General features: G+C 58.5%; 15 protein-coding genes. 3 read left to right on the top strand and 12 right to left on the bottom strand.

Features of this window, described 5'->3' with window-relative positions:
• Positions 1 to 238 precede the first annotated feature (238 nt).
• From CK910_RS13670 to soxR, 3 genes are all read right to left on the bottom strand, one after another.
• The gene (locus CK910_RS13670; RefSeq protein ID WP_043139290.1) at positions 239 to 649 is read right to left on the bottom strand and encodes a nuclear transport factor 2 family protein; all 411 of its coding nucleotides are present in this window, start codon (positions 647 to 649) and stop codon (positions 239 to 241) included.
• 11 nt (positions 650 to 660) lie between these two features.
• The gene (locus tag CK910_RS13665; protein WP_098983671.1) at positions 661 to 1,239 is read right to left on the bottom strand and encodes an O-methyltransferase; all 579 of its coding nucleotides are present in this window, start codon (positions 1,237 to 1,239) and stop codon (positions 661 to 663) included.
• A 79-nt stretch (positions 1,240 to 1,318) separates the two neighbouring features.
• Positions 1,319 to 1,783 carry a redox-sensitive transcriptional activator SoxR gene (gene soxR, locus CK910_RS13660; protein ID WP_098983670.1) on the bottom strand — a complete coding sequence of 155 codons (465 nt, stop codon included), beginning with the start codon at positions 1,781 to 1,783 and terminating at the stop codon, positions 1,319 to 1,321.
• 66 nt (positions 1,784 to 1,849) lie between these two features.
• On the opposite strand from soxR, the gene CK910_RS13655 reads away from it, so the two are divergent.
• Positions 1,850 to 2,854, top strand: a complete 1,005-nt coding sequence (locus CK910_RS13655) for a questin oxidase family protein (RefSeq protein ID WP_098983669.1) — start codon at positions 1,850 to 1,852, stop codon at positions 2,852 to 2,854.
• Here the strand turns inward: CK910_RS13655 and CK910_RS13650 are convergent.
• The 7 genes from CK910_RS13650 to CK910_RS13620 form a co-directional block, all read right to left on the bottom strand.
• Positions 2,832 to 3,266: a hypothetical protein gene (locus tag CK910_RS13650; protein WP_043139280.1), complete on the bottom strand. Its 435-nt coding sequence runs from the start codon at positions 3,264 to 3,266 to the stop codon at positions 2,832 to 2,834. The two genes, CK910_RS13655 and CK910_RS13650, sit on opposite strands and share 23 nt — an antisense overlap.
• Before the next feature lie 50 nt (positions 3,267 to 3,316).
• On the bottom strand, positions 3,317 to 4,357 hold the full coding sequence (locus CK910_RS13645) for a M35 family metallo-endopeptidase (RefSeq protein ID WP_172955314.1): 1,041 nt from the start codon (positions 4,355 to 4,357) through the stop codon (positions 3,317 to 3,319).
• Positions 4,358 to 4,675: 318 nt separating this feature from the next.
• Positions 4,676 to 5,320 (bottom strand): DUF2913 family protein, encoded by a 645-nt coding sequence (locus CK910_RS13640; protein WP_098983668.1) that lies wholly within the window; start codon positions 5,318 to 5,320, stop codon positions 4,676 to 4,678.
• A gap of 137 nt (positions 5,321 to 5,457) precedes the next feature.
• Positions 5,458 to 6,753 carry a DEAD/DEAH box helicase gene (locus CK910_RS13635; RefSeq protein WP_042866233.1) on the bottom strand — a complete coding sequence of 432 codons (1,296 nt, stop codon included), beginning with the start codon at positions 6,751 to 6,753 and terminating at the stop codon, positions 5,458 to 5,460.
• Between the two features lie 274 nt (positions 6,754 to 7,027).
• Complete coding sequence (speG, locus tag CK910_RS13630) at positions 7,028 to 7,561, bottom strand: spermidine N1-acetyltransferase (protein ID WP_043139271.1); 534 nt, start codon at positions 7,559 to 7,561, stop codon at positions 7,028 to 7,030.
• Positions 7,562 to 7,675: 114 nt separating this feature from the next.
• Entirely contained in the window at positions 7,676 to 8,326 is a 651-nt protein-coding gene (locus CK910_RS13625; protein ID WP_043139268.1) for a DedA family protein, read from the bottom strand.
• A 228-nt stretch (positions 8,327 to 8,554) separates the two neighbouring features.
• The gene (locus CK910_RS13620) at positions 8,555 to 10,138 is read right to left on the bottom strand and encodes a CHASE4 domain-containing protein (protein WP_098983667.1); all 1,584 of its coding nucleotides are present in this window, start codon (positions 10,136 to 10,138) and stop codon (positions 8,555 to 8,557) included.
• Between the two features lie 338 nt (positions 10,139 to 10,476).
• Here CK910_RS13620 and CK910_RS13615 point away from each other — a divergent pair, with 338 nt between their 5' ends.
• Together CK910_RS13615 and CK910_RS13610 are read left to right on the top strand one after the other, a co-directional pair.
• The gene (locus tag CK910_RS13615) at positions 10,477 to 11,430 is read left to right on the top strand and encodes a hypothetical protein (protein ID WP_098983666.1); all 954 of its coding nucleotides are present in this window, start codon (positions 10,477 to 10,479) and stop codon (positions 11,428 to 11,430) included.
• A gap of 366 nt (positions 11,431 to 11,796) precedes the next feature.
• Complete coding sequence (locus CK910_RS13610) at positions 11,797 to 14,436, top strand: SIR2 family protein (RefSeq protein ID WP_098983665.1); 2,640 nt, start codon at positions 11,797 to 11,799, stop codon at positions 14,434 to 14,436.
• Positions 14,437 to 14,483: 47 nt separating this feature from the next.
• On the opposite strand, the gene CK910_RS13605 is transcribed toward CK910_RS13610, so the two are convergent.
• Together CK910_RS13605 and leuA are read right to left on the bottom strand one after the other, a co-directional pair.
• Positions 14,484 to 15,668 carry a DUF1615 domain-containing protein gene (locus tag CK910_RS13605; protein ID WP_172955313.1) on the bottom strand — a complete coding sequence of 395 codons (1,185 nt, stop codon included), beginning with the start codon at positions 15,666 to 15,668 and terminating at the stop codon, positions 14,484 to 14,486.
• Between the two features lie 230 nt (positions 15,669 to 15,898).
• A complete protein-coding gene (gene leuA / locus CK910_RS13600; protein WP_098983664.1) occupies positions 15,899 to 17,557 on the bottom strand; it encodes a 2-isopropylmalate synthase in 1,659 nt (552 codons plus the stop codon).
• Between the last annotated feature and the right edge of the window lie 93 nt (positions 17,558 to 17,650).

Raw genomic sequence — 17,650 nt, 5'->3', positions numbered from 1 at the left:
TTGGCGCCATGCAATTATTATTTTCCGAACCTGAATTCGTAGCAGGCCGATTGATATCATTCGCTGCAACATCACAGATTAATCCGGCTGACTATCGGCATGGACAAAACATAACGCGGGCCATTCCATTGCCAAACAATAAAATGTGGGGATATTTAGCGAAATTATGGATAACGAGGATAAGGTAAACAACATAAGCATTCCCCCAGGGTGGCATGGCTCACCCTGGGGGCCGGGATCAGGCGAGTTGCGACTCCCGGGGGATAGGGGTCACCCAGGGTCGACGCCAGTGGGGGGCCTCGTAGAGATCGGGCCAGAACTCGGTCTGGTGCAGGATGGCGTCCCCGCGCACAGTGTGAAAGGTGATGGCGCGGGCCTGCACCAGACCATCGGTGATCAACACCTCTGTCACCACCTCCCGCCCCTGCTCCAGCAGCCGGACCACCTCAAAATTCCAGGGGCCCGCAGCCGGATAGCGGCGGTTGATCTCGATGAAGTTGCAGCGCCCCGCGATCCGCTCGCCCGACTGCGGCCAGTCACAGACATAATCCTCGCACAGCCACCTGGCCGCCTTGGCAAAATCGTTGCTCTGCATGGCCTGCCAATAGGCCTCTACCACAGCTCTTGGTTCCATGGTCTTGAATTCCATGCTCACTCTCCCTACAGACGCACCACCAGCCACTCCCCCTTGCCCACCGGCACCAGCGTGCTCTGGAAGGCCGGATCGCGCTGCACCTCACTCATCCACTCGACCATCTCGTCCCGATGGGAGATGGCGTTGTCCACCACCAGCAAGCCGCGAGGGGCCAGCAGGCGCCGGATCTGCGACCACCAGGCCCGATAGTGCTGACGATCTGAATCCAGGAAGATCAGCTGATAACCTTCCGTCGGCAGCTCGGCCAGCAGGGCCCCCGCCTCGCCCGCCAGCTGGCTGATCCAGGGGCCCAGGCCGGCGCGCTGGAAGTTGGCAGCGGCCATAACCCGTTTGCCCTCATCCAGCTCTATGGTGGTGACCCGGCCATCTAGCCTGCGTACCGCCTCGGCCAGCCAAAGGGTGGAGTAACCGTTGGAGGTGCCTATCTCCAGCACGGCGTCTGCCCCCCTGGTCTGCACCAGTACCGCCAGCAGCTCGCCGGTATCGCGGGTGATGTTGAGCATCTTGCTGCCACGGGTCTGCTGCTGGCTGTCGTTGTGTTCGCCAAACTGCTCCAATTCCCGTTTAAGCTGTTCCAGTGCCATGTCTCCTCCTTGACGGTTAAACGAGTCGGCCCTGTGCATGGCATGGCTGGGTCGACACTCATGTTCATCATGTTGCTGATCACTCGTCGGACGGCGGCGCATCCCCCAGCAGATAGCGGGGGCCGGCGCCCTGTCTTGCGGCCTGATCATCCGGGTTGTAAAGGGCGCAGTGCTCGAGCGACAGGCAACCGCAGCCGATGCAGGAGGTGAGCTTGCCCTTGAGCTGCAGCAGAGCCTCGATGCGCTGATCGAGCAGCCCCTGCCACTGGCTGGCGATCTGCTCCCAGTCGCGGCGATCCGGTGTGCGACCATCGGGCAAACCGGCGAGGGCATCGGCAATGTCGCCAAGGCTCAACCCCATTCCCTGCGCCACCCGGATGAAGGCGATCCGGCGCAGCGCATCCTGCGGATAGAGGCGCTGACCTCCATGGCTGCGCACGCTGCGAAGCAGCCCCTTCTGCTCGTAAAAACGCAAGGCACTGGCGTTGACGCCGGAGCGCCGGGCTATCTGGCCTATGGCTAACCACTTGCGATCCGTATCCATCCTTGACCTCAAGTTAGCTTTAACTTGCACAATCCTGTCTCCCTTAATGAAAGGAGTCAAACGATTATGCATCATCTTCATCGCCTGCTCGATGCCAACCGTGCTTTTGCCCTCAATGGCCGGGGCACCACCAACCACTGCCCGATGGCGCTGCATGCCCTGCACGAGATGGGAGCCAGCCCCCGCCAGCTGCAGCATTTCTTCGATCACTGGCAGGCAGCCCATGCGCTGCCGAGCGGGGAACCAAGTCAGGGGGAGGATGAAATCAGCTTCGTTCGGCTGCGTCAGCAGCTGGCAAACCGGCTCGCTACCCAAGGCTGGCAGCCCACCTTTGAGACACTGCTGGCACGCCGACTCTCACCGGCGGGAGGGGCCTTTCACCCCCTGATCCGCTTCGCCTGCGCCCTGGAAAATGGCCATCTGGGGGAGCAGGCCGCCGCGCTGGCCGCCTGGCAGTGCCGTCCCCTGATACTGCCTGCCGGAGAGGCCGCCCCCAGCCGGGATATCGCCAGCCTGCTGGCTGGGCTTTCCGGACAGTGGGAGGGGGCGAGCTGGCAGGGCGAGTGGATCACGGGTCGATTGCAGCAGGTGGCAGAGGCGCCGCGCTGGCCGGGCACACTGCCATGCTCACTCGCCGAGTCATCGGCAGTATTCGCCCAGCTGGCCGAGATCGCCCTGCAGCTCTATTGGCAGACCGGCAATTTCACCGTGTTGCACATGGTGACCGGCAGTAGGGCCGCCGCCCTGGTCGCGCAGCAGTTGCCCGGCGAGTGGCAAGCGCCGTGGCAAACCCTGATGTGGCAGGCGGTGGCGGCGGCTTATATCACGGTCGGGGCGCCCGCGTTGCGTTCCCAGCACTGGCCGGACGCCACGGGGCTGGATTGGCAGAGGGTGTTGCCACTGGCACTGACCAGCCTGGACGATCATGTGATCAAGCTGGTGCACTGCTGCTGGCGGGAGCGGGACACATCGCCTCGTTATCTGGCGGTGGCGGCGCGCGCTGTAGGGCTGCTGGATGCGAGCAGCGGCAAGGCGCGAGTCAGCCCGCCTATGGCGCAGCCAGGCGATTGAAGCTGATGGCGGGGCAACGCGGGGCAACCCCCTGGGTCAGGGTCAAGGGCTGGGCGCGATAACTGAGGTGATAGAGGCCTGGGCGCGACAAATCGTAGACCTGGGTCAGATCCGCATCCGCCTGGCTCTGCTGGCCCGGTCCCAGTATGAAGAAATCCTCGGCCGCGGGAGCACCACGCTTGGCGAGCGGCCCCTTGTAGGCCAGCGGCTGGTTATCCAGGGTGAGTTCGATGGCATCGGCAAACCAGCCCTCGAACGGGGTGAACCAGCTCAGCACCTCGAGCGGCCCCTCCCCCTTGTTGGTCAAGGTCATCACCAGGGGCAAGGGCTCGTCCACCCGGCTTTGTGCCTTGACCGACAGCTCGCACTGCAGGGGGGCGAGTGCGAGAGTCGTGAGCAAGAGTGTCATCATGGCGCCTCCTTCAACATCAAAAAAGGGGCCTCGCGGCCCCTGTCAGCGGATCAATTTTCGCTCGGGGTATTCTCGGCGAAGTATTCGTGGTTGTCGGCGTTGTTGAGCGCCTTGACCGGATCCGTCTTCGCCAGATTGCGGGCATTGGCCTGACCGTAACCCAGATCGTCGGTGCCTGCCACCACGGTAAAGTGGCTCAGCTCATGAACTATGGTGCCGGCACGGGAGTCGGTCCCGGTGACGGGCGCGGTCCAGAAGCTCTTGCACAGATAAACCTTGTAGGGCTGATCCGGGTAGACGTAGGCAAAGTAGCTCTGCTTGCAGCCGCAGTCGAAGGTGAGCGGCTTGTTGTCGATGGCATCCTTGATCTTGCTGAAGTGCCCCTCGGCCTGATCCCAGCGGGAGGCGTCATAGGCGCCAAACCAGCTGCGATAACGCTGGCCATCGGGCTTGTCCACCGCCAGATAGCTGCTGGAGTTGTTGCTGATGCCGCTGGCGGCATCGAGCGCGGCCAGAATGTCGCTCTTCTGGGTGTTGCTGCAGCGGCCGCTGAAGCTGACCGAGGCGGTGACGGCCTGAGGGTCGGCGGCGGCCACTTTGGCCTGAACTCGCTCATCGTTCACCCCCTCCACCCACAGGGTGATGGCGTTGGACTCGCTCGCCTGGGCCTGTTTGGCCTTGGCAGCCTTCGCCTCCTGCGGCAGGGTCGGCAGCTGATAACGGATGCTGTATTGACCCTGGGCGCTCATGTCATAGAGACCCGACACCTCCGCCTGCACCGTCAGGCTCTGGCCGGCCTTGAGCAGCTGGAAGTCCTTGTCGGTCGGCGCCGCCCGCTTGATCAGGGCCCCCTCGTAGCTGACCGGCTGACCATCCCGTTCCACCAGGAACAGGGGGGCATCTTCGCTGCCCGGCAGTTGCCACTTGAGCAGGCGGATCGGCTTGTCGCCCGTGTTGGTCAGCGTCAGGTTGACGCGCACATCGTCTGTGCTGCCATCCACCAAGGTAAGTTGGGCATCGAGCCCTGCGGCGCAGAGCGGAGAGGCCAGCACACCGGCCAGCAGCAGGGCAATGGGAGTCGCTTTCATCATGTTTCCTCATTCATTGAGTATCGCCATCAGGCGGTTTGCTTCCTTAAGGCCCTCTTTGGGGCCAACCCACCCTAGAGCAGAAATTTTCCGCCACCATCCCACCATATGGGGGACGCCCCCCATCAGAGGGGGAAAGAGGAGGAAAGAGCCCGATGCGACAAACCATCCGCGACAAAAACGGGGCGAGCCAGTCTCGCTCCCCATCCCACTTGCCCCTGGATCTCCTCGCCTCCCCGGCGTTCCCATCGCCGCTCGCCGCGCATAAAAAACCCCGGCGCCAGGCCGGGGTTTGGGAAGGACAGAGGAAGGGGCTCGCCGTCAGGCTTTCGCCTCGGCCAGCAGCGCCAGCGCGGGCTGCAAGTTGGCCGGCACCAGACAATACGCCTTGTGGTGTTTGACCAGCGTGGTCTTCTTGTTGCCCTGGCTCAGCAGCAGACCATGGCGAAAGGCCGCCTCGGCCAGCTGGGTTTCGTCACAGCGCGCATAGAGGGTCAGCGGCTTGACAAGCTCCCCCTGGACCAGGTGCTCGCCATATTCGCGGCTGGAGATCACCAGGCTGGATTGGCCCTGCCCCTGCAGGCGCAGCTTGGCGCTCACCTCGCTGTCGGTAAACACTAACCAACCCGCACTTTCCAGCTCGGCCAGCATGGCGGCCAGCCTGGTGCCGAGCTGCTGGGAGTCGGCCTGCACACGGGCGTACTGGAAGGCGATGCGCTCCAGCAAGCCCTTGAGGTCGGCGCCGGCTCCCAGGGTGCGGCCCTGCTGGATCCAGCCTTTCAGATCCTCCATCACCAGCCGGGAGAAGCGCTTCTCCTTGAGGGAGTCCGCCATCCAGGTGCAGAGAAAATGGCTCTCCTGGGCCGGGGTGCGCTTGCCCGCTTTCTGCTCGGCGGTGCGCGCCAGCTCGGCAAGGCTCTGGGTGGCCATGTCGAGCAGGGCCTGATTGTAGTTGGGAGGTGTCATCACGAGTCCTCAGAGAGACGGGCGGGCCAGAGGCCGGGTCATCAACAGCATAAAGGCGCCAGTGGCGCCTTTATGTACTAAATCGCCCCTCCCGGCCTGCCCTGACAAGGGGAAGGCCGGGGCGGGGTTGGGCGCGCTTACTTCGGCTGACGCGGCTTCTTCATTGCCGCCAGACGCTTGAGACGCTGGCCTTGCAGCTTGGCCTCGGCCATGGCCTGGGCGGCGGCGTTGTCATCGCGCTGGGGGCGCTTGCCGAAGCGACGACGCTCCTGCAACTGCTTGATCAGCTCGTCACGGTTGCCCACCTGGTAGCCCGGCACCATGACACGGCGGATCTTCTGGCCGATCAGCGCCTCGATCTCGAGCAGGGTACGCTCTTCTTCGCGGCTGACGAAGGAGATGGCCATGCCGCTCTTGCCGGCGCGGCCGGTACGACCGATGCGGTGCACGTAGTCTTCGGCCAGGAACGGCAGATCATAGTTGACCACGTACTGCAGATCCGGGATGTCCAGACCACGGGCGGCCACTTCGGTGGCCACCAGCACCCGCACCTTGCCTTCGGTGAATTCGCGCAGGGCGCGGCGACGGCTGCCCTGGGCCTTGTCGCCATGCACCACGGCGGACTTGATGCCATCCAGGTTCAGCTCGGCCACCAGCTCGTCACAGCTTTCACGGGTACTGGCAAACACCAGCACCTGCGGCCAGTTCTGCTTGCCGATGAGCTCGGAGAGCAGCTCGCGCTTGCGCTTCTGCTCCACCGGATAGACGGTGTGGGTGACGGTGTCGGCGGTGGAGTTCTGCTTGTTGACGCTAATGATCTGCGGCTTGTCCAGCATGACGTTGGCCAGCTTCTTCACCCCGTCGGAGAAAGTGGCGGAGAACAGCAGGTTCTGGCGCTCCTTGTTGACCGCTTGCAGGATCTGCTGCACATCGGCGCTAAAGCCCATGTCGAGGATGCGATCCGCTTCGTCCAGTACCAGACACTCGACGCCGGAGAGACTGAGGTTGCAGGCGGTCAGGTGCTCCAGCAGACGACCCGGGGTCGCCACTATGATGTGAGCACCCGCTTTCAGCTTCTTGGCCTGCACATCCTGCTTGCCGCCGCCAACGAGCGTCAGCACGGTAACATCCAGGTACTTGGCGAAGTCATTGATGTTGCTCGCCACCTGGGCCGCCAGCTCGCGGGTCGGGGTCAGGATCAGCACACGGGCGTTGGACGGTTGCAGCTCGGCCGGCTTGTCCACCAGGCGCTGCAGTATCGGCAGGGCGAAGGCGGCAGTCTTGCCGGTCCCGGTCTGGGCGCTGGCCAGCACATCGAGACCGCGACGTATGGTCGGGATCGCCTGGCGCTGCACAGGGGTCATCTCCTGATAACCGCAATCTGAGACGGCACGCAAAATCTCGGGGGCAAAATCGAACGATTCAAATCTCATAAATTGGGTTCCTGTGTTCCAGCTGGGCTGTGTTTGGCTTGCGGCTCGGCGTAGGCGAGGCGGAGGTTGATACCACCGGTGGCTGCGTCCGACATCAAGTCAGAAAGTGAGCCGGAAAATGGCGGGCGCGAAGTGTAACAGATAGGCATCACAAATTCTGCCTCAAATGACCTGAGTTTTTATCCTGCGGCCAAAACGCGCCGACCGGGGGAGAGGCCAGGCTGACACAGGCCGGCGCCGCCCTCCCCCCTGGGCACTCAGGCGTCAGGCAACCTTAGTTCCGGTTTGCATCATCTGCCTTGAAATCACGCTGAAACAGGCACATGCGAATGGCGGTGCGATATTTGCCATCGATGAAGAACTCCTCTTTCAGCTCCCCCTCCGGCTCGAACCCCAACCCCTGATAGACGTGGATCGCCTTGGCGTTGTCCCGATCGACGATGAGATACAACTTGTGCAGGTTCAACACGTTGAAGGCGTACTTCATCCCCTTCAGGGTCGCCGTTCTGGCATACCCCAACCCCTGATAGGCGGGGGCTATGATGATCTGGAATTCGGCGCGGCGATGAATGCTGCGAATGTCCACCAGCTCCACCAGCCCGACCTGGGTGCCGGCCACCTCAAGGATGAAGCGGCGCTCGTGCTGATCGTGGATGTGCTTGTCATAGAGCTGGGCCAGCTCCATGTAAGCCTCGTAAGGCTCCTCGAACCAGTAGCGCATTATGCTGGCGTTGTTGTTGAGCTGATGCACGAATTTCAGATCCTCTCGCTCGAGGGGACGAAGGCTCAGGGTGTCATGACATGACATAAGGTACCTGCTTGAAGGTTGAGGGGCGACCCTGGCGGCCCGATTTGGGTCGCGCCTGGGCCAGGTAAATATTCACAAGAAATACGCGGGGCGGCCTTGACCGCCTGCAGCCGATCAGCGGATGCGGTTGGTCGGGCGCTTGAGCAGCCGGATGGCGATGGCCGCCATGGCGATGACGAACAGGCCGAGGGAGGTCACCAGCAGACACTTGGTCATCAGCTCGTGATACTGGGCAAACACGGGGGCCGCCATCACGAACTTGCCCACCAGACTCAGCAGCAGGGCCCAGAGGAAGGCGCTGGCAAAGCTTGCCATCATCACCCGCGGCAGATGCAGGCGCGAGACCCCCATCAGCATGGGCGTCAACACCCTGACGAAGGGCACGAAGCGGGAGGAGAACATGGCCCAGAAGCCGTAGCTGTGCAGCAGACGCGAGGCCCGTGGCAGGCTGCCGTCCGGGATCATCCGCTCCACATGGCCCATGAAGGAGGTGCCGTGCAGCGCATGGCCCTGCAGATAGGCGATCAGGCTGCCAAGCCCGGCAGCAAGCGGCATGTAAATCAGTGTGACTTCGGGGCCGAGCACCCCCATTCCCACCAGGCCACCGGCCAGCAGCACCAGACTGTCACCGGGCAGGGGCAAAAAGACGAAGCTCGATTCGAGAAAGAGGATCACCACCAGACAGGTGACGAGCAGGCCCACCGCCTGCATCTGGATCAATTGGTTAAAGTCCTGTTGCCATATGGCAAGCAGCATCTCCTGCATCTGGTGACTCCCATCAACATAGTGAGCATCCATAGTGGGTGACCCGAGGGCCACCGGTGCGGCAGACCCTCCCTGTCGCCATGCCCCTTCTCTCCATGAGGGAGGCCCGTTATACACCCTGCCAAGTGAACAAGAAATTAATGCAGGTCACGGATAGTGGAGATAATCGCTCTGGCGCGACGAAAGTTGCGCCTTGAACGCAAGGGAGGGCACCTGGCGAGGCGGCCCTCAGTTGCGCTTGAGTTGCTGCAATTTGGTGAGGGTGAGCAGGGTCTGGGCGGAGAGATCGCACACCGAGAGCACGAAGGCCGTCTCGTCCGGGTGCCACTCCTCCTTCAAACTGGCTCGTTCGGCGATGATGAAACCGAGCAGCTCATCCCCCTGCTTGAGGGGGGCCATCAGTATGGCGCCCGAGAGGGCATCAAGCCCGAGCTGGGCCAGCATGGCGCCAAACCGTGACAGATCATAGCGCTCGCGGATGATGAGGCAGGGGGCATGCTCGGGCTTGGAGACCTCGTAGCGGCCCTGGATCAAGGCATATGGCAGGTGAAAACCCTGCTGATGATGGCGCTTGGGCAGGAAGAAGAGATCCTGGCAGAACATGGATTGCTTGTCCTCGGCGCAGAACCAGACGCTGGCGCGGGCGGCCCCGGTGCCGGCGCACACCGCCTCGTTGATATGACGGGCGGCCTGCCCCGGATCCTCGCCGGTCAGCAGATCGCTCTTGGCCAGGTGGATCAGGGCCCCGTGCTGCAACTGCTGCCGGGTCCCGCTGTCGGCCTGCTGCTGACGCAGGCTGTCCAGATGATCGAGCATGCGATTGCAGTCGATGGCGACCTGGGAGATCTCGTCCTTGCCCTCCACCAGCAGCCGACGCACGGCGCCATCGTCAGCGATGAGGCGCAGATTGGCACTCAGCCGCTGCAGGCGGGCGGCTATGTAGCCGTTGAGGATCAGCAGCACCAGGGCGGCAAACAGCAGGGTACCCAGGCTCAGCAACCAGAAGATGCGCTGCTCGATGGCCTTGCCCTCCAGCATCAGATCCCGTGGCAGGGTGAAGCGAAAGATGAGGGGTGACGTCTCCTGCAAGGTATCGATCTGGGCCAGGGTGAGCAGACGATCCTCTTGCGGCAGGATCAGGCTGTCGCTGGCCATGAGTCGGGTCAGGGTCGGCGCCCCCAGGCTGGCGGCGAGCTGATCCGGGCTCAGGAAGGTGAGCGATAGGGCGGTGCGTTTTTGCAGCTGGCGGATGAATTTCGGGGTAAAGGCCTTGAACAGCAACAGGGTGCCGCGACTCGGCCCCTCCCCCTCGCTGCTCAGGATCTGGGTGGCGGCCATCAGGTAATAGCGCTCGCCGTCGAACCAGATGCCGGCGTTGGGCTTGAGGGTGCCGTAGCGCATCAGGTAATCGGTCAAGGCCCCCAGCTGGGCCGGCGTTTGCGAGACCAGCTTGCCGGCCTGGTAGGCAAAGGCCACCTGCGGCTGCTTCTCCCTGTCGTAGAGCGCCAGCAGATCGATCCCCAGGGTCTCGAATGTGCGCACGTTGAAGTTGGCATCCAGGTAGGCCTGATCCCGGCGGGCCATGAAGGCATAAGTCTCGTCCCATTCGGACCAATCCTGCCCCAGCATGGTCAGCTGGCCCAGCTCGGCCTGCACCACGGCCCTGACCCGCTCGCGGTTGCGCTCCACGCTCATGCGCTCCAGCTCGCCAAACTTGTTGCTCACCACATAATGCAGGCCGACGTAGCCAACCCCCTGCAACAGCAGCAGCGTCAGCACTATGGTCAGCGTAATCTTGCGGCTGATCTTCATCTCCACTCACACTCCCGAACAAGTGACCCATTGAGTTTAATGGATTTTTATTATCCGCCCGGACGCAGTGCGAAAAACCTGACCCGGCCGTCCGTGGCCCGCATCGGCAAACGGTGGCATCCACTCGCACCCCACGAGCACACGGGCGGCACAACCAAGAGAGGCGCAGAGAACGCCGCCAGCCCCCGCCTGTTGCATCGCCAGCAAGCCGGCCCCTGATCTGAGGATCGCGTACGCCAGAAGAGTGCCATCCGGCTCATTATCCGGGCTGCCAAGCCGAGAAAAAATCGCTACAGTGTAATCGTGCCTCAGCCAACGAGGCTTCACGGGAACCCGGCATGCCCTCATACACCTCTCACACCAACCTGCCCCTGCTGATCAGCCTGCTGCTCGGCACCAACGCCATGGCCGACGAGGACTCGCTGGTGCAGCAGCGCGCCAATGCTGTGGTGTCGCTGATGACCTTCACAGTCGTGCCCGACATCACCGCCAGCAACATCAATATCGGCAGCGGCACCAACCAGGCGGCGGCGCTCAACATGACCCAGGTCGGCGGCGGCGCCACCATGAGCGAGAGCGTGCCCATCTATCTGGAGGGGACGCTGGGCTTTAGCCGCTACGATCCCCAGTTCGTGGTGAGCAACGGCAGCGAGACCCGCACCATTCCCACCAAATGGAACAGTCTGACGGCCACCGGCGGGATTGGCTGGGACATAGGACTGCACCGGGACAGGCACGGCGGCAACTGGGTGCTGCGTCCCCTCGGCAACGTCACCCTGGGCACAGTGGCCAGCGATCTGCGCATCGGCAACTGGCTGCTGGGCCAGTACACCGGCAAGAACCTCGACTTTCTCGATGGCGGCAGGCTCGATGTCTATGGCCTGGGCGGCGCCCTGATGCTCGACTATGAACTCTTCTCCCCGACTCAGGACATAGACGCCGAGCTGCGCTACTCCTACCAGCATCTGCAGAGCTTTGGCGGCACCTCGGCCAGCGTGACCGGCCAGGCCAACGCGGAAAATCTCGGCCTCTATCTGCGCCGCCGTGCCCCCATCGGCGATCTGACGCTGCTGAGTCGGCCGCTGCGCTACGTGATGGAAGGGGCTCGCACCGAATACCTCGGCGAGCAACGGGGCCTGCTCGGTTTCAACTCCCTCAACTCGCTGGGGCTCGGGATCGAGCTCGACAGCAGCAAGTACGACATCATAGTGACCCGCACCCGGCTGGTGGCCCGCTATATGTTCAGCCACAACACCAGTGGCTACGGCGTCGGGCTGGCGATGAGTTTCTAGTCCAACCTCGGTGAGCAAGCCCTGCCTCTCCTCCCTCCCTTCAGCCACTGTTTTTTGTACCGAACCCATAGGTGCAAATAAAAATTGCGGGATATGCAGTGGGCGGCATCCGTCACAATTTCTCATTAGGCAATCCGTTACAGTAGCTCAGTTTGGCGCCCATCCCCCGTATGACGCCACCAAAAACCTCACCCCGAAGATCAGCCTCTGTAGCCAAGGAGTGGCACCGGGGTTCAAAGGGGTTATTTGATAAGACTTGATCAAGTTCAGGCTCAAATTTATTTTATTTAATGGCCTATCAACATAAGCGCTGTAACTACCCCATAAAATAGATTACCTAAATTAAAATACAATGAGGCTAACAGAATGAAAGCGACCGAACTACTAAGGGATAAAGGTGAGTTGTCACATAAGTTACGGACAATTAATGACATTGTAAGGCATATTGGGACTAGAGAGGACAAAACTGCTAATTACAGCATTCTTCTCGGTGCAGGTGCATCAGTAACCTCGGGGATTTCATCTGCTGTTGACCTTATTGATACTTGGTTGATTGAACTTTACGAGCGATTTAATTCATCTATTGAACAAGATGCAAATAAAGCCAGGATATATTTTGAAAAAGAACATGCAAGTTGGTATAACCCGGCAAATCCATACTCCTCCCTATTTGAAAAAAAATATGATCTCCCATCTCAACGCCGCAGATTCGTTGAGAGTCAAGTTGATAAAAAGCTACCCTCCATTGGATATGCTTACTTAACGTCCTTGGTTGATGATGCATATTTTAATTCTATTTTCACAACAAACTTCGATGATCTAATCAATGAAGCCTTCTATCAGTTCTCTAACCAAAGACCGATACTATGTGCGCACGACTCATCAATACATTCCGTATCTATAACATCCAAGAGACCAAAAGTCATTAAGCTTCATGGCGATTACTTATTTGACGACATAAAAAGCACACTGCGAGAAACTGAATCCTTAGAACAAAACACAAAAGAAAAGCTAATTGAGTTCTGCAAAGAATATGGGCTTATCGTAGTTGGATATTCTGGTAGAGACCGCTCAATAATGGATGTGCTAGATTTTATTTCCAAGCAAGAAAATTATCTCAAGAATGGCGTTTATTGGTGTTTAAGACCTGATGACGAAGTTCCACATGCACTTAGAGACTTACTTTGGAAGGACAAAATATACCCAGTAATAATTGATGGCTTTGACTCACTCTTTGCGGAACTGCACGAGAAGCTTTCAAATAAGCCTCTAGGTATTGAGGTGAATATAAAGCACTCAAAGCTTCAGAGCACTATAAACAATATAATTGATGATAAATTCAACCTGTCATCCAATCCTATAATTTCATCTCAGATAGGTAAATTGAAATCAAGTAGAGAATCCCATGATTTCTCCTCCTTCTTCAATTCAATAATAAAAGATGGTGAAGATGCGTTAAAAATAAGTCCAACTGAATTGAAAAACATATTACAAATAGAAGCGTTGATATCAAGTAAAGAGTATGAGATAGCATATGATCTGTGTTTTGATTTTTATCAGAAGACATCTGACAGCAAAAATAAATCACACTATATTATAAAAATGATTAACATTTCAGAGTTAATAAATAATTCTACCCAGAAGTTATATTGGGCCGATAGGCTGGTCGAACTAGATTCGAATAATATAGGCTACCACCTATCAAAAGCAGAAGCTTTACCGTCAGAATTAGAAAAATCAAAATACTTATCAGATCTTCTATTACAATATGGACATAGCTATGATATTTACAACTCATTGATAAAAGCTAACCTCAAGCTATTTCAGACGTCACCAAAGAATCAGAAGTTAGACTACACGCTGTTACTTACATATTCAGATAAGAGTTTAAATTTAGATCCAAGTCTGTCAAATGAAGCATGGAACCTTAAGGTTTCCATTTATTTATTAACAAAAGAGAAGATTGATTTATCAGTTGAGTGCATAAGGGATATCGATGATAAATTAGATAAACATTTGGAGAAAGCTAGAGCTATAAACCCTGAGCACTCTAACTACTTCAGGTTGAAAAATAGAGTTGTCACCATAGATTATAATGCAGAGTCATTACGCCTTTTCATTTCTGAATTATATAACACCTACAAAAAATCATCCTTTTCAAAAAAAACAACCATAAACAACATAATCGATAACTGTCTACAAAGCAGCATGAATAATGACAGTTTTAATATGCAACAAGTGCGTGATATTTATGATGATTTCTATAAAATTCACATGAGTAAAAACGACTATCAAGAGAGCACTAACATCTCTTTATCAAAGCTAAAACTTGATATTTCTAGCAAACATCACGATTCTGAACAAGCTAAAAAAACATTGGACTCATTAATAAATCGCCCTGATATGTTCAAGTCCATTGACGATGCAGTAACTATCTCTGCCATACTAGAAAACCATGAAATTGACAGTCTTGAAAAAATAGCCAATGAAAATAAAGAACGTCTGAATGACGAATACTATCATGAATGCTTATCTGAAATTTACACCGCAAGAAAAGAATATTCATTGGCATTAAAATCTTTAGAAGATGCCCTTAAAGAAGGAATGTCTATTGACTCCTATATTACGCATCGTTCTTACATACTCCTATGTGATAAAAAATATCAAGATGTTATATCACTAAATACAAGCCACCCTGGCTTACTTAAAGGTAAAGGATTTGAAACATTCTCTATCAACTACTTTTTTGCTATGAAAAACATCAATCCAGAGCAAGTAGATAAAACATATATCAGAAACCTAACTAGTAGCTCACAAAGTCGCGATGTGAGAATTTGTGCATTTTGTATTCTAAATAATAATAAAGATGCTCAACGATTGATAGACGAGGCTATTGAGTATAATTATTTCAAATTATATTCCTATCAGAAATGGCCAATTATACCAGATGATTTTTTAACAAAAAATATATATTCGAAAGAGGATAAATATCTATCCCTCGTGTGACTCCGTACATAGCAAAGGCGGCCTATTGGCCGCCTTTATTATTGCAATCACAGCGATCCCAGCCGTTTCAGGCAGGTCTGCTGGCGCCACTGCACCCGTTTGGCAAACCAGGCGGTGGTGAGGTTGCGGGTTATCTTGGGGCTCTTCAGGGAGATGCCCGGCAGCACGGCGCGGGGTTGCCGCTTGCCGGCCTGCTTGTCGGCCAGGGTAAAGACCCTGTGGTAGAGATCGCTTTGGGCAAAATCGCTGGTGTCGCCGAGCTTCAGGCTCTGGTGAATGGCCTGCTTGCTCATGCTGAGGCGGCCGGCGATGGCATGAACAGCGAGTTCTGTCTTGCCCGGCAGATCTGAGTCGTAGCGAATGAGATCCCCATCCAGTGCCAGCGGCTTGCCGCTCACGCGGCTGACCGCCGCCTGGAATGCGGCGTTGCGACTGGCGTACCAGCCGGCGTTGAAGTCGGCGTAACGGTAGAGGTGATCCGGATACTGGGCCGGGTAGTTGAGCAGATGGCGGGTGCCGAACCAGATGCCGCCGCGGCGAGTAAAGACTTCGTGGCGGATGGACTCCTTGACGGGATAAGGGTAGCCACGGGCGTTGGCCTCGGCGAAGGCGATGCTCACCTGCATGGGGCCGCCGGTGCGCACCGGGTTCATGTTGCCAAACAGGGTCTTGCCCATGGGCACCTCCCCTATCATGTCCTCGAAGATCTCGCTCATCTCCCGCTCGGTGCGCAACTTGTCGATGCGCTCGGCATAGCTCTTGCCGGAGGGGGAATTGATGCTGAGCGCCGTGCGCACCACGAACTCGGGGATCAGCAGCTTGCCGGCGCGGGCGTTGATCTCCTGCCAGGCGATCTTGCCAAGGCCTGGCACCACGGGATCGGCCTGAAAGGTGGACTCCTGCTCGGCCACCGCCAGCACGGAACAGACGTTCTCGTCGGTCACGGCCAGCTCCTGTTTGGCGAGGGCCGTGACTATGTCCTGCGCCCAGCCGTTGCGATCCACGGTACGGGCCGGCAACAGCCGCACTATGCGCGACTGCATGCTGGCCGGGGCTCTGGGGATCTGGGCCTTGGGCAGGGGGGCGGGTTTGGTGATGGCCGGCCCCGTGATGGCCGCACTGCCAGGTTGGCGGGTATCGCCCTGGCTGGCCGGTTCGCTGGCACAGGCAGCCAGCAGCAAGGCGGCCAGCAGAGGCGCGACATGATGACGATAACGAATGAGATGATGCATGAAAGCTTCCCGATGGATGAGGCGCCGCTGGCTTGGCCAGACAAGTCCGGCCCCGGCAGCCAGGGCATTGTAGAGGATTGATCGGGGGATCAGAAGGCATGAGCATGGCCGGCCCGCAAGCATCCGCCGCGGACACGACAAGGCCCCCGCCGGTTGGACGGGGGCCTTGCAGATGTATCGGGTCATGGCCAGGGGCAAAGACAGTGCCCGGCCGATGAGCTGGGGGTGGATCAGGCCGTTTGGCGCAGGGCCTGGATCTGGGCGGCGCCATTGATCACCGCCTGCAAGGAGGCGTTGACCACGTCGCGGCCTATGGCGACCCCGCACATGCGCTGGCCATCGACGCTGAGCAGCACATAGGCGGCGGCGCGAGACTCGGTGCCCGCGCTCAGGGCATGTTCCGAATAGTCGAGCACGTCTATGTGCATGCCGGTCTGGCGCTCCCAGCCGTTGACCAGCGCCGTGATGGCCCCCTCCCCCTCGCCCCGCAGTTGCAGCGAGCCATCTGGAGTCTGCAGCTCGAGGTGCAGGCTCTCCTGGCCGTCGTGACCAAGCTGGAAGCGGCCGATGCGATAGCCGTGCACCGGCTCAAGATAATGTTGCTCAAACAGGGCGCGGATCTGCGCCGGGTTTATCTCGCTGCTGCTCGCCTCGGCCTGGGCCTGCACCCGGCGGCTGAAGTCGATCTGCAGCCAGCGCGGCAGTTGCAGGCCAAGGTCGCGCTCCAGCAGATAGGTGACGCCCCCCTTGCCGGACTGGCTGTTGATGCGGATCACCGCCTCGTAGCTGCGGCCAAGATCGGCGGGATCTATGGGCAGGTAGGCCACATCCCAATAGGCATCGGGCTTCTCGGCCGCCAGGGATTTGCGGATCGCATCCTGATGGCTGCCGGAAAACGCCGTGTAGACCAGCTCCCCCGCATAGGGGTGACGCGGGTGCAGGGCTATCTGGGTGCAGGCGCCCACGGTCGCGACTATGGCATCCATGTCAGACAAGTCCAGCTCGGGATCTATGCCCTGGCTGTAGAGGTTCATGGCCATGGTGACTATGTCCATGTTGCCGGTGCGCTCGCCGTTGCCGAGCAGGGTGCCCTCGATGCGATCGGCCCCCGCCAGCACAGCCAGCTCGGCGGCAGCCACCCCGCAGCCTCTGTCGTTGTGGGTGTGGATGGAGATGCTCACCTCGGGGCGCGCCTTGAGGTGGCGGCAGAACCACTCCACCTGATCCGCAAACACGTTGGGGGTGCTCACCTCCACCGTGGCCGGGAGGTTCAGGATCATGGGGCGGGCGGCGGGACGCCACTCGTCGATCACGGCGTCACACACCTCCACTGCGAACTCCACCTCTGTGCTGCTGAAGCTCTCGGGGGAATATTGGAAACTCCACTCTGTGCCCGGGTTCCGCGCAGCATATTCCCGCACCCAGCGTGCCCCCTGCACGGCGATGGCCTTGACCCCCTCCTTCCCTGAGTTGAAAACATAGTTGCGCTGGGTCGGGTTGACCGAGTTGTAGACGTGAACGATGGCGCGCTTGGCCCCCTTGAGGGATTCAAAGGTGCGGATGATGAGATCTTCCCGGGCCTGCACCAGCACCTGAATGGTGACGTCATCGGGAATGAGATTGCGCTCGATCAGCTCACGCACGAAGTCAAAATCGGGCTGGGAGGCGGCCGGGAACCCCACCTCGATATGCTTGAAGCCGACATGGACCATCAGCGCCCACATTTGCAGCTTCTGGGCCACCGTCATGGGTTCGACCAGCGCCTGATTGCCGTCGCGCAGGTCCACGGCGCACCAGAGCGGCGCGCGTTCCAGCACCCGGTTGGGCCATTGGCGATCCGTCAGCGCAATGACGGGTGCGGGGCGGTATTTGCGATGATCGAAGCTCATATTCAGATTCCCTTGGCTGATGTCCTTGAGGTGCGTCGCCGTTGCGGGCTATGAAGATGAGCAACGACGCGACTGGGCAGGCAGCAGACGGGG

The organism is Aeromonas sp. CA23 (assembly GCF_002587065.1).
GTDB classification, from domain to species: Bacteria; Pseudomonadota; Gammaproteobacteria; order Enterobacterales; family Aeromonadaceae; genus Aeromonas; species Aeromonas bestiarum.
The sequence above is the reverse complement of the archived record's forward strand: the minus strand, read 5'-3'. Positions and strand labels throughout refer to the sequence as shown.

Excerpts from the sequence above, each read along its gene's own strand:
- CK910_RS13615 (WP_098983666.1), top strand. The coding sequence starts at position 10,477 with ATGCCCTCATACACCTCTCACACCAACCTGCCCCTGCTGATCAGCCTG.
- CK910_RS13635 (WP_042866233.1), bottom strand. The coding sequence starts at position 6,753 with ATGAGATTTGAATCGTTCGATTTTGCCCCCGAGATTTTGCGTGCCGTC.
- leuA (WP_098983664.1), bottom strand. The coding sequence starts at position 17,557 with ATGAGCTTCGATCATCGCAAATACCGCCCCGCACCCGTCATTGCGCTG.
- CK910_RS13610 (WP_098983665.1), top strand. The coding sequence starts at position 11,797 with ATGAAAGCGACCGAACTACTAAGGGATAAAGGTGAGTTGTCACATAAG.
- CK910_RS13665 (WP_098983671.1), bottom strand. The coding sequence starts at position 1,239 with ATGGCACTGGAACAGCTTAAACGGGAATTGGAGCAGTTTGGCGAACAC.
- CK910_RS13625 (WP_043139268.1), bottom strand. The coding sequence starts at position 8,326 with ATGCAGGAGATGCTGCTTGCCATATGGCAACAGGACTTTAACCAATTG.
- CK910_RS13605 (WP_172955313.1), bottom strand. The coding sequence starts at position 15,668 with ATGCATCATCTCATTCGTTATCGTCATCATGTCGCGCCTCTGCTGGCC.
- CK910_RS13620 (WP_098983667.1), bottom strand. The coding sequence starts at position 10,138 with ATGAAGATCAGCCGCAAGATTACGCTGACCATAGTGCTGACGCTGCTG.
- CK910_RS13670 (WP_043139290.1), bottom strand. The coding sequence starts at position 649 with ATGGAATTCAAGACCATGGAACCAAGAGCTGTGGTAGAGGCCTATTGG.
- CK910_RS13645 (WP_172955314.1), bottom strand. The coding sequence starts at position 4,357 with ATGATGAAAGCGACTCCCATTGCCCTGCTGCTGGCCGGTGTGCTGGCC.
- CK910_RS13650 (WP_043139280.1), bottom strand. The coding sequence starts at position 3,266 with ATGATGACACTCTTGCTCACGACTCTCGCACTCGCCCCCCTGCAGTGC.
- soxR (WP_098983670.1), bottom strand. The coding sequence starts at position 1,783 with ATGGATACGGATCGCAAGTGGTTAGCCATAGGCCAGATAGCCCGGCGC.
- CK910_RS13640 (WP_098983668.1), bottom strand. The coding sequence starts at position 5,320 with ATGACACCTCCCAACTACAATCAGGCCCTGCTCGACATGGCCACCCAG.
- speG (WP_043139271.1), bottom strand. The coding sequence starts at position 7,561 with ATGTCATGTCATGACACCCTGAGCCTTCGTCCCCTCGAGCGAGAGGAT.
- CK910_RS13655 (WP_098983669.1), top strand. The coding sequence starts at position 1,850 with ATGCATCATCTTCATCGCCTGCTCGATGCCAACCGTGCTTTTGCCCTC.